Below are 11547 nucleotides of genomic sequence, written 5' to 3'. Positions count from 1 at the left end.
GCCCCTTAACTTATTTTACATAATTTGTAGTCCCATAAATTTTTACTCTTCATATATGCATTTTCAATATATTTTGCTGGATCCGTTAGAAAATCATCTTCTTCGATAATAGAAAAGTATGAGCCAGTCAATTGATCGAATGTTTTACAAGTTTTACAAGTGTACCTATCATTAGTTATTAAATTAAGACGATTATTTTTAATTATGTCAAATAGATAATTAGTATCCAAATATCTTGAAATACAACCATCTTGATTTTTCCTCCTTGAAACAATCCAATCATAATTACCATTTACTTTCATAATGACACCTAATATTCCATTTGTTTTTGACGCTCTCCCATCCCGGCTAATCTCTTTTAAAGAATATTCAATTTCCCACTCTATCCAATCGCTTTTTATCATATTAGGGGATATTATAACTATGGTCACCGATGTTCCATAAATCATATCTTTTAGATTGTTTTTTATGTTTTCCACCGAAGTAGTAACCAAATTAGGAGAGTCTGCAGTTTCCCCTCTATAATATTCAGCGTCCTTCCCTAACTTATCAATAATTTTATCCCGTAATCCCCTAGCCTCGCTATATTTGTAGGAAATAAAAGTCTCTCTTGCCATTTTCTAATAAAAAATATTAAAACCTATAGAATTAAGCATAGTTTAGCAACACACTTTCATACGAAAACCGCAACTCTATTACCTTAAACGAATATAATTAATAAAAATATCCCCGGTTACTAAAATAATCGCTGGAATTGAAATTCAAACAAGTTTTATGGCTACTACTATACTTTCACTAAGATAAGAAAAATTTTAACACATTTAAATAGTCAAATACACCAAAATTTTACACTAAATGTGTGTATACGTTGAATAAAATTCATATATAAGCCTGGCAATAAAATCAATATCCTCTTCCAATGTTTCAGAAAATCTCTCTAATGTTTTGGAAGGCATTCTTAATCTCTTTGTTTTACATTCGATGAATATTTTCTCGTTATCTGACAAGACAATCCAATCAGAGGTCTTGAGTGAATTCCGTTTGTATTCAAATACGATCTCTTCAGAAATAGTATATTCTTTCCCTTGACTATTTTTATTGAGAATTACGCCAACATATCTTTCAAAAGACTTACCAAAAGGATTAGCCAAATTGCATTCAGATTCTTAAATCTTAGTAATATAATAAACCTCTGAAAGTAGTTCCAAAAATTGTGATTAGAAAAGCACAAAGAATAGAAAATCAATTTTAAAAAAAAATAGATTTGATAATCGACTATTTCGACGAATTATTCGGAAGTTTTATTTCACATAGATTCTTATTTTTTTTGCTCTAATTTTGATTTCAACACATATGATAATAGATTAACATTACAATGAAAACAATCGAAAACGAGTTCGTAAAATGCGTAATTATTGGCTCTGGTCCAGCAGAATATAAAGCAGCAATTTATGCCGCTCGCGCAGATCTTTCTCCTGTTATGTTTACTGGGATGACTCCGGGAGGACATCTGACTCAAACTACTGAAGTTGATAATTTCCCTGGATATCCTCAAGGAGTAACTGGACCAATTCTGATGGAAGATCTCAGAATGCAAGCAGAAAGGTTTGGCACAGATATACGATTTGGATATGTAACTAAAGTTGACTTTTCAAAAACAGACGGCAATCATATATTGGAAATCGACGGATAAAAGAAAATTATTGCACAAACAGTAATAATTGCAACAAACGCAACAGCTAAATGGTTAGGTTTAGAATCGGAAGAAAAATATAATGGATTCGGTGTATCTGCCTGCGCTATATGTGACGGTTTCTTTTTCAAAGGACAAGATGTTGCAATAGTCGGGGCTGGAGATACTGCCGCGGAAGAAGCTACTTATTTTTCAAAGATTTATAATAAAGTTCACATGTTGGTTAGAAAAGATGAATTTAAAGCATAAAAAGCAATGTTCGCTAGAGTGATGGCCACATCAAATATTGAAGTACATTTGAATACGGAAGTTCAAGAAATACTTGGCGATGGAAGAGCAGTCAATGCTGTACTTGTTAAGAATAATATTAGCCACGAAAAAGAGACTGTAAAATAGACTGTGTCAAGGATAATAAATAGAAGTATTATTTTTGACATAGTATTATGAATATTAAAGAAAGCGATTTTGATTTTGAGTCCATGAAGGATAAAGCCCTGAAACAGTTAGGGAGCGGAGAATCACTTTATGGCAATAACGGAGCTTTTGCTCCATTAATGAAAAAGTTTTTAGAAGCAGCGTTAGAAGCAGAGATGGAGAGCCACATGGACGCGGCTCAGCGCTCCAGTGGTAATCGGCGTAATGGCAAGTCCATTAAGCAGATCCGAACTTCGGAGGGTACGATCGATATTGAAACACCCCGTGACCGTCAATCCAACTTCGAGCCCCAGCTCGTTAAGAAACGTGAGACTATCTTAGCTGAGAGCCTTGAGAAGAAGATTTTGGGTATGTATGGGCTCGGTATGAGTTTGCGTGATATTTCGAATCACATCAAGGAAATGTACGATACGGACATCAGCCACAGTACGCTTTCTTCCATTACCGATAAGATCATTCCTGAGGTCAAGGAATGGCAATCAAGAAGCCTGGATTCTCTTTATACGATCGTGTGGATGGATGCCATGCATTACAAGGTTAAAGAAGACCATCGTTTTTGTAACCCTCCCTATTTTCGGACTGGCATCCAGGCGAGTTTTCAAATTTAAAAATAGTTGTTATCAATAGGTCAATCTTTTTTAAAGTTGACCTATTGATAACATGCCGCCGGCAGGGCATCGTATTCCATTGGTGTCTTTCCTCCCAATGACTCATGTGGTCTTCTGTAGTTGTAATCCTGAATCCATTCTTCTGCAAGTATCTGTACTTGCTGTGTATCTTCAAAGAGGTAGGCATCAAGTATACTTTCCCGAAACGTGCGGTTGAAACGTTCAATGTAACCGTTTTGCATCGGCCTGCCTGGTTGAATGTACTGTATCTCTATTTCTTTGCCAGCACACCAATCTCGAAATTCCCTACTGATAAATTCAGGGCCGTTATCCGTACGGAAACGTGAAGGTTTTCCCTGCTCTTTTATGATGCGTTCCAATAGATAGGTTACTTTGTTTGCTGGCATACTGTGCGCAACCTCAATAGCGATGGCCTGTCTATTAAAATCATCAATGATATTCAGGGTCCTGAACTTGCGCTTATTGGTCAGTACATCGCTCATGAAGTCCAGAGACCATGTTCTAAGCGGCCTTTCTGGAATCGATAACGGTTGCTTTACCCGGGCTGGAAGTCGTCTCCTGACCTTTCTGCGACGGTTCATCCCCAAGAGTTGATACACCCTGCGGATTCGTTTGTAGTTCCACTTCAGTCCCTCGTGTCGGATACGTGAATAGTAAAGGTCCTGTCCTTCGGTTGGATACCGATCGGCCAGCTCTCGGAGCTTCGCTATCGTTTCGCTGTCGTCCTTCCTGTTTCTGTAATAATACATCGACTTGGGCAGGTTGACAACCTTGCAGGCCCTGCTGATGCTGATCTGGTGCATAGAAATAACATAAGCAGCCATATCCTTGCGCTGGCAGGGCCTCAGAACTTTTTTGAGAGTACGTCCTTGAGGATCTTGTGGTCCAGGGCAAGGTCCGCATACATCTGCTTGAGACGGCGGTTCTCTTCCTCCAGTTCCTTCATACGGCGCAGCTCTTGGCTGTCCATCCCGGAATACTTCTTCTTCCAAGTGTAAAAGGTGGCTTGGTGGACACCCAACTCCCTGCAGATGTCCGAAGTGCTTTTACCCGATTCATGTTGCTTGATCGCAGAAACGATCTGGCTCTCGCTGATTCTTGTCTTTTTCATTGTACTGTTCTAAGTTACGAATTTTCGCGTTTCAGACAGTCCGAATTTTCGGGAGGGTTACATTTTGTTTCTCGAGCAGTATACAATATCCTTGGCGTTGATCGAAAAGGGCACAAGCATTTACTGGGGATGTATGTTTCGGAAAATGAGGGTGCTAACTTTTGGCTGAGCGTACTGACCGATTTACAGAACCGGGGTGTGGAGGATATCTTAATCGCCTGTATCGATAATCTAAAAGGCTTTTCTGAAGCGATACAGAGTGTTTTTCCCGACACTGAAGTACAGACCTGTGTCGTGCACCAGATCCGTAATAGCTTAAAGTATGTGACCAGTAAGGACCAAAAGGAATTTATGAACGACCTAAAACCAGTTTACCGAGCCGATACATTGGATCTTGCCGGACTGCGGATGGATGAACTTCAGGATAAATGGGGTGAAAAGTATCCGGTGGTCATCGACTCGTGGCGGCGTAACTGGGATCGTCTGACCATCTATTTCCGATACGATAAATCCATCCGAAAATTGATCTACACCACCAATACGATCGAAGGATTCCATCGCCAGGTCCGTAAGGTCACTAAAACCAAAGGTGCGTTCACTTCAGACTTGGCGTTATTGAAATTGGTTTATTTAGCACATAAAAACATTAAGAAAAAATGGACGATGCCACTGGCCAATTGGGGAACTACGGCACAGAAATTAGCAATTTGATTTTCGGGAAGAATGGTGTTAGATTTGCAATAAGCAAAGTGGCTGAATTACCTTCTCGCGAGGAGGTAATTCAGCCAATGACACAGTTTATTTTACACTCCCACGAAATATACTATTCCCATATCTGGAATCTTTATTGCTATTGGTGTAAACCTTTCTTTCTCTTGACATAACTCTGTTAAGTTGTTAAATTCTCTTACCTTAATGTTCACTCCAGTCTAACAATTTTACTTCCTCAGAAATATACCATCTGTTAATTCCACAATTTTTAAAAATGTCACCTTTTAATATATCTCATCAAAAGAATAAATGACGAAACAAACAAACTTAAACAAGAAAAATAAAAGATAAATAAATTACTATTTACAATTTTAAAAATCCCAAATACAATAGATCCAAAAAATAGAGCAATTGTAACCCTCCCGAAAATTCGGACTGTCTGAAACGCGAAAATTCGTAACTTAGAACAGTACAATGAAAAAGACAAGAATCAGCGAGAGCCAGATCGTTTCTGCGATCAAGCAACATGAATCGGGTAAAAGCACTTCGGACATCTGCAGGGAGTTGGGTGTCCACCAAGCCACCTTTTACACTTGGAAGAAGAAGTATTCCGGGATGGACAGCCAAGAGCTGCGCCGTATGAAGGAACTGGAGGAAGAGAACCGCCGTCTCAAGCAGATGTATGCGGACCTTGCCCTGGACCACAAGATCCTCAAGGACGTACTCTCAAAAAAGTTCTGAGGCCCTGCCAGCGCAAGGATATGGCTGCTTATGTTATTTCTATGCACCAGATCAGCATCAGCAGGGCCTGCAAGGTTGTCAACCTGCCCAAGTCGATGTATTATTACAGAAACAGGAAGGACGACAGCGAAACGATAGCGAAGCTCCGAGAGCTGGCCGATCGGTATCCAACCGAAGGACAGGACCTTTACTATTCACGTATCCGACACGAGGGACTGAAGTGGAACTACAAACGAATCCGCAGGGTGTATCAACTCTTGGGGATGAACCGTCGCAGAAAGGTCAGGAGACGACTTCCAGCCCGGGTAAAGCAACCGTTATCGATTCCAGAAAGGCCGCTTAGAACATGGTCTCTGGACTTCATGAGCGATGTACTGACCAATAAGCGCAAGTTCAGGACCCTGAATATCATTGATGATTTTAATAGACAGGCCATCGCTATTGAGGTTGCGCACAGTATGCCAGCAAACAAAGTAACCTATCTATTGGAACGCATCATAAAAGAGCAGGGAAAACCTTCACGTTTCCGTACGGATAACGGCCCTGAATTTATCAGTAGGGAATTTCGAGATTGGTGTGCTGGCAAAGAAATAGAGATACAGTACATTCAACCAGGCAGGCCGATGCAAAACGGTTACATTGAACGTTTCAACCGCACGTTTCGGGAAAGTATACTTGATGCCTACCTCTTTGAAGATACACAGCAAGTACAGATACTTGCAGAAGAATGGATTCAGGATTACAACTACAGAAGACCACATGAGTCATTGGGAGGAAAGACACCAATGGAATACGATGCCCTGCCGGCGGCATGTTATCAATAGGTCAACTTTAAAAAAGATTGACCTATTGATAACAACTATTTTTAAATTTGAAAACTCGCCTGGATGCCAGTCCGAAAATAGGGAGGGTTACACAATAAATAATGGATAGTTTTCTCCTTTACCAATCCAATTCCACATTCCATATCTTTTAATAAATAAAATCCCTAGTATTCCAGAAATATAGCCTATAATACTTCCGAATAAAACATCTAATAAGAAATGAGCTCCTACCGCGACTCGCGTTAGACATAATATAATTCCTAAACAAACAATAAATGACGTCCAAAGAAGCTTAAAATACTTATCTGCAGGCATTAAAACTAAAAGAACAACAGTCAGGACAGTAAAAATTGTAATCGAATGCCCAGAAGGAAGACTATTGCTTCCATAATATGCTTTACCTATAATCACAAAACTATTTTCATGAAACGCTGATGCTGGTCTTGGAACTTTAAATAACCATTTCAAAGGGGAGCATATTAAACCAGAAATAATACTAGCTGATATAAGTGCTTCCCATAATTTAGGTATATAAACTAATAAAGGTGTGAGTAAGGAGAGAAAAATAAAAGCATCTCCTAGTTGTGTCAGATTGTATTGAATTAGTGGAAATTTTGCTAATTCAAAATTTAGGTAAAAAAAAGCTTCCTTCTGAATTTCTATATACGAATTAATAGAAAAAGCATCATTTAAATAAATATAAATGGTTATTATTAACAGTAGAATAAGTGGCAAATAAAGATAAGTGAGTTTTACTCTATTTACATTTAAAACGGTTTTTTCTTTCATTGTTTGATTAATCTTAAAATATTAGGCTTAAAAATTTTAAATACTTATTCTTATCCAAATACACCAGTAATCTTGTCTAAGAATAACTTTACACTGCGTTTATGAAAATTTTAATGTCTTATCCCTCTATAGTGTAAATAGGTATGTTTTATTTGAACAATAAAAGCTATAATCAATGCTATTAGAATTACAATTATAAAAAACACCATGAGTGGAGATCTTTTTCTTCTCTTATAGTGATTAGGAACACTTTTTACAACATTTCTTTTCCTTTTTTTAGTAGGAGATTGTCTTCGATAATACTTCTGCTTTTTTTTCATTCCAATTTTCAGATGTTAAAGCATTCTGTTATTTAATAATAATAAATCGATGATTTCGTGTAGAAGACATTGCTAAGGATATTCGTTATCAGACGACCGCCAATTACTATATTACTTTCAGGAAAATAGCATGCTTCAGAAAATAAATAGCAGGATGCCAAAACCAGTAATGACCTTGTTCTTAATATTGAATTTTATGATTATGCCAAACACAATGTATATCGCTAGTTAACATTTAAAAATCAAGCTTGCCCATATCTCGTGAACAAAAAAGGTAAGGAATAAAAGAAAGTAGTATAAGGTAGGAAGAATCAAATATTGCTTGATGACATTGATTAATCTTTTGGCATCACGCAGTAAGAAATCAAAAGTAATATATAAATATACATTATACCCTAACTCACTTAAATTTCAAATGAATTTAGGAGAAAAATTTTGGCGGCTGCCAGATAGTACCTGAATACTGGGAGAAAAAGCTACAATCCCACATTCTCATTTTTTTCTTTAAGAATAACTGTATTGGAACGTGCAATTCAGGAACATTAAAACTGAAGGAAACAACTGAGATACTACAGCATGTGCACTGGCAAAAGGGTGTACAATAATCGTCCTTGTCCTTGTCATGTCTATGGCTAGTTTCATTCGCGTATTTGGAAAGAGCTTCACAACTATTATTAATATCCCCACAAGGCACTGTAAAGAGTGCTAAGATATAAAATAACAATATAGCTGCTTTCCATCTCATATTTAAAACAAAAGTAATAAAAAAACTCCTTTCTTATTAATTTTGAATAAAATTATACTTACTATGCTTAAGTATTAGCAACACTATTTTTTATTGAGACCTTATATAATCTCTTATTTCATTTTTGTTTGCAAAGCCTTATAAAAATAGCTTTTTAATAAATTAGTCATGTACGTTAATGTCTTGCTGCCTCTTTGATTCAATTTGAAAAGTTGTATGCGACAGTTTAAAATCCTTTGTAGCCCTATCATTTAAAGCAGCAAGGATAATATCTGTATCCATTTTACTGTGCACCAAAACATGAGAACTCATAGCGTTGACGCCTGATGTGAGAGACCAGACATGGAGATCATGTATTTCTATTACGCCATCCACTTGTTCAAGTGTATTTCTCAGTTTTTCTATATCGACATCCTTTGGGGTGCTCTCCAACAAGACATTTATAGCTTCTTTCAAAAGTTTCCAAGTCCTAGGGAAAATAAGTAAGCCAATAGCAGCGGAAATGAGAGGATCGGCATAATACCAATCTGTAATCAGCATGATAATACCCGCAATCATCACCCCTATTGATGTTAACCCGTCAGATAAAACCTCAAAATAAGCACCTTTCATATTCAAACTTTCAGATGAATCTTTTCGTATGATTATGATTCCTATTATATTTACTATAAGGCCAATTCCCGCGACTAACATCATGCTGCCACTCTGTACCTTGGGAGGATCCATAAATCGCTGCCAAGATTCGAAAAGAACATAAATTGAGATAGCAAGCAGTACGACAGCATTTATAACTGCAGCCAATATCTCTGTTCTAAAATATCCAAAAGTCTTTTTAGAATTGGCTTTTCTTTCGCCAATCTTAATAGCAATAAATGACAAAAAAAGTCCAGCTACATCCGTAAACATGTGTGCTGCATCTGCCAACAAGGCTAGACTTTTTGTCAATATACCTCCTACGACCTCTGCAATTAAATAGGTTCCACTTAATCCTAAAACGATTAGTAGATTCCTTTTATGCCTACTGGATGCAGAAGGCTCTTTATAAGTTTGCTCCATAAAATATTTACCAATAATAAAATAGTACAATTTAACTGACAAGCAACGGCATTAAGAACACTTTGGAAATTAATTGATACAGAACTTAATATTCAACTGCTAATTACCACTAACAAATTCTTTCTATTTATATGTACATAAGTGACAATTGTTAAAATCAAATAATTCAAATTTCAGTATTTTTTATAAAAATGTGCTACAAATAATTTTAGCGATAGTATGTTCCTTAAATATAACTAATATCTTTTTCGTGGTCAATTTTTATACAAATTTTAAAATATAGACAAACGAGTCAAGATAATATGCTATATGAATGAAAATTAATTATAGTTCCACGATCCGAATAGCAAAGCCACCGCCAGGTGCAGACCTTTGTTTTAATTTACTTTTATTATTTATTTTAAGCTTTTTTATCACATAAGCCTGGGGATTGGTTTTGTAATGAGCATCTGGAGCATCAGCGTAGATCGTAGCTTCATATTTTTTGCCCGTTGTTAAAAAACCAAAATCCAAGATAGATTCATGTCCTTTCTCCCCGCTGACATTCCCGACAAACCATTCATTTTTACCTTTTGATTTACGGGCTATCGTTAGGTATTCTCCCGGTTCTGCTTCGAGATATAGGCTACTGTCCCAATCGACGGCAACATCTTTGATAAACTGAAAAGCATCGATAAAACGCTCATAATTCTCAGGGAGGTCGGCTGCCATCTGCAATGGACTGTACATGGTCACATACAATGCCAGCTGGTTGGCTAAAGTAGAATTGACATGGGATGTATTCTTAGGATTGATCTTTTGGATGTCCATCTCAAAGATGCCCGGTGTATAGTCCATCGGTCCACCGATAAGCCGCGTAAAAGGTAAAATGGTAACATGGTTTGCATGGTTACCCCCGAATGCCTGATACTCTGTGCCACGTGCAGACTCATTACCGATCAGATTGGGCCAGGTACGTGATAAACCTGTCGGACGTACGGCTTCATGCGCATTGACCATGATCTTATATTTAGCAGCTTTCTCCAAGGCATATTGATAATGGTTATTGATCCACTGACTATAGTGATATTCGCCTCGGGGAATAATATTGCCTACATAGCCACTTTTGACAGCCTCATAACCATTGTCTTTCATAAATCTATAAGCGCTATCCAAATAACGCTCATAATTGCGGACTGCTCCCGAGGTCTCGTGATGCATAATCATCTTAACGCCCTTTTGCTTGGCATAATCCCGGATGCCTGCCAGATCAAAATCGGGATAGGGCGTAACAAAATCAAACACATGATCTTTGGCATTGCCAAACCAATCTTCCCAGCCAATATTCCAGCCCTCGACTAATACGCCATCAAACCCGTGTTTTGCTGCGAAATCAATGTAACGTTTTACATTCGCCGTCTTAGCACCATGTTTGCCATGAGGCTTCACTTTGCTATAGTCCGTTTCACCTAGATGTACACTAGGAAGATCATAGGTATAGGACCACTCGCTCTTTCCGGTAATCATCTCCCACCATACACCTACATATTTAGTAGGCTTTATCCACGAAGGATCTTTAATTTTAGTGGGCTCATTGAGGTTGAGCGTCATCCGGGAAGCCAAAATATCTCTGGCATCATCACTCACCATAATTGTGCGCCAGGGGCTCCGAGCAGGCGTCTGCAAATTGCCCTTGGTCCCATTGGCATCGGGTGTCAGCCAAGATTGAAACACAAAATTTTTGTCATCCAGATTAAGATGCATACAGGCATAATTAATTAAAGCCGCTTCGTGGATATTGATATATAGCCCGTCGTCACTTTTCATCATCAAAGCCGTCTGTACACCTGTAGGCGAAAATGGGGTCTGCGAGGCATTGGGCGTAATCGCTTTGGCCATCAATCCTCTGATCTCAGACAGACGAGACTTGGTGTAATCATACTCCTGGGTATCGTAATCTCCTGGAATCCAAAAAGCTGTATGATCGCCATTCATTGCAAATTGCGTTTTTTCCTCTTTTACAACGAGATAAGTCATCTCCTTTTGCTCGGGAAATTCGTAGCGAAATCCCAAACCTTGGTCAAATAATCTGAAACGGACCACAAGTTTTCTTTTGGACGTTTTCTGTTGCAAGCTAATGGTTAGTTCGTTGTAATGGTTTCGAATCTCACTTTCTTCGCCCCAAACAGGATTCCAGCGCTCATCAACATGTTTGCTTTCTTGTGCCGTCTGTTCAAACTCGTCATACAGTGAACTGGACAACGGTTCTCCATTGCCTTCTCCTGCCCCTGAAAATTCAACTTTCTTGGTATTGCCGGTCAATTCCAATCCTAACTTACTGGGTTTGATTACAGCTTTGCCTTTATAACTCAAGGTATACGTCGGTGCACCTGATGCATCCAGTGAAAACTGAAGTTTCAATTTTCCCGAAGGCGAAAGCAGCTCTTGGGCTTGCAGTCCCAAAGTGATTAAAAATAAACTCATCAAGAGCGTCGTTTTCTTCATTTTTTATGA

At 38.1% G+C, this 11547-nt stretch carries 10 protein-coding genes and 2 pseudogenes; 5 read left to right on the top strand and 7 right to left on the bottom strand.

Annotated features, from left to right (window positions below):
• Nucleotides 1-5 precede the first annotated feature (5 nt).
• Nucleotides 6-617, bottom strand: a complete 612-nt coding sequence (locus CBM24_RS08135; protein WP_088160829.1) for a TIR domain-containing protein — start codon at nt 615-617, stop codon at nt 6-8.
• Nucleotides 618-1375: 758 nt separating this feature from the next.
• Here CBM24_RS08135 and CBM24_RS08125 point away from each other — a divergent pair.
• Together CBM24_RS08125 and CBM24_RS08120 are read left to right on the top strand one after the other, a co-directional pair.
• Nucleotides 1376-2083: pseudogene (locus CBM24_RS08125) on the top strand (NAD(P)/FAD-dependent oxidoreductase); the annotation flags it as partial.
• Nucleotides 2084-2136: 53 nt separating this feature from the next.
• Nucleotides 2137-2736: a transposase gene (locus CBM24_RS08120; protein WP_232475724.1), complete on the top strand. Its 600-nt coding sequence runs from the start codon at nt 2137-2139 to the stop codon at nt 2734-2736.
• 41 nt (nt 2737-2777) lie between these two features.
• Here CBM24_RS08120 and CBM24_RS08115 read toward each other — a convergent pair whose 3' ends face one another.
• Nucleotides 2778-3605 carry an IS3 family transposase gene (locus CBM24_RS08115; RefSeq protein WP_410528386.1) on the bottom strand — a complete coding sequence of 276 codons (828 nt, stop codon included), beginning with the start codon at nt 3603-3605 and terminating at the stop codon, nt 2778-2780.
• Entirely contained in the window at nt 3602-3868 is a 267-nt protein-coding gene (locus CBM24_RS28045; RefSeq protein WP_185218669.1) for a transposase, read from the bottom strand. The genes CBM24_RS08115 and CBM24_RS28045 overlap by 4 nt, the downstream gene beginning before the upstream one ends.
• Before the next feature lie 63 nt (nt 3869-3931).
• On the opposite strand from CBM24_RS28045, the pseudogene CBM24_RS08110 reads away from it, so the two are divergent.
• The 3 genes and pseudogenes from CBM24_RS08110 to CBM24_RS08105 all read left to right on the top strand — a co-directional run.
• Nucleotides 3932-4579, top strand: a pseudogene (locus CBM24_RS08110) (IS256 family transposase); the annotation flags it as partial.
• Nucleotides 4580-5053: 474 nt separating this feature from the next.
• A complete protein-coding gene (locus CBM24_RS27500) occupies nt 5054-5320 on the top strand; it encodes a transposase (protein WP_185218669.1) in 267 nt (88 codons plus the stop codon).
• A 20-nt stretch (nt 5321-5340) separates the two neighbouring features.
• Nucleotides 5341-6144 carry an IS3 family transposase gene (locus tag CBM24_RS08105; RefSeq protein ID WP_198386062.1) on the top strand — a complete coding sequence of 268 codons (804 nt, stop codon included), beginning with the start codon at nt 5341-5343 and terminating at the stop codon, nt 6142-6144.
• Nucleotides 6145-6231: 87 nt separating this feature from the next.
• On the opposite strand, the gene CBM24_RS08100 is transcribed toward CBM24_RS08105, so the two are convergent.
• From CBM24_RS08100 to CBM24_RS08090, 4 genes are all read right to left on the bottom strand, one after another.
• On the bottom strand, nt 6232-6933 hold the full coding sequence (locus CBM24_RS08100) for a phosphatase PAP2 family protein (protein WP_088160827.1): 702 nt from the start codon (nt 6931-6933) through the stop codon (nt 6232-6234).
• Nucleotides 6934-7674: 741 nt separating this feature from the next.
• Nucleotides 7675-7998, bottom strand: a complete 324-nt coding sequence (locus CBM24_RS28040) for a DUF6660 family protein (protein ID WP_353681976.1) — start codon at nt 7996-7998, stop codon at nt 7675-7677.
• Nucleotides 7999-8160: 162 nt separating this feature from the next.
• Nucleotides 8161-9096: a cation diffusion facilitator family transporter gene (locus tag CBM24_RS08095; RefSeq protein ID WP_198386061.1), complete on the bottom strand. Its 936-nt coding sequence runs from the start codon at nt 9094-9096 to the stop codon at nt 8161-8163.
• 282 nt (nt 9097-9378) lie between these two features.
• On the bottom strand, nt 9379-11538 hold the full coding sequence (locus CBM24_RS08090) for a glycoside hydrolase family 97 protein (protein ID WP_088160825.1): 2160 nt from the start codon (nt 11536-11538) through the stop codon (nt 9379-9381).
• Nucleotides 11539-11547 lie beyond the last annotated feature (9 nt).

The sequence above is a fragment of the Sphingobacterium sp. G1-14 genome (assembly GCF_002196555.1).
GTDB lineage: Bacteria > Bacteroidota > Bacteroidia > Sphingobacteriales > Sphingobacteriaceae > Sphingobacterium > Sphingobacterium siyangense.
The sequence above is the reverse complement of the archived record's forward strand: the minus strand, read 5'-3'. Positions and strand labels throughout refer to the sequence as shown.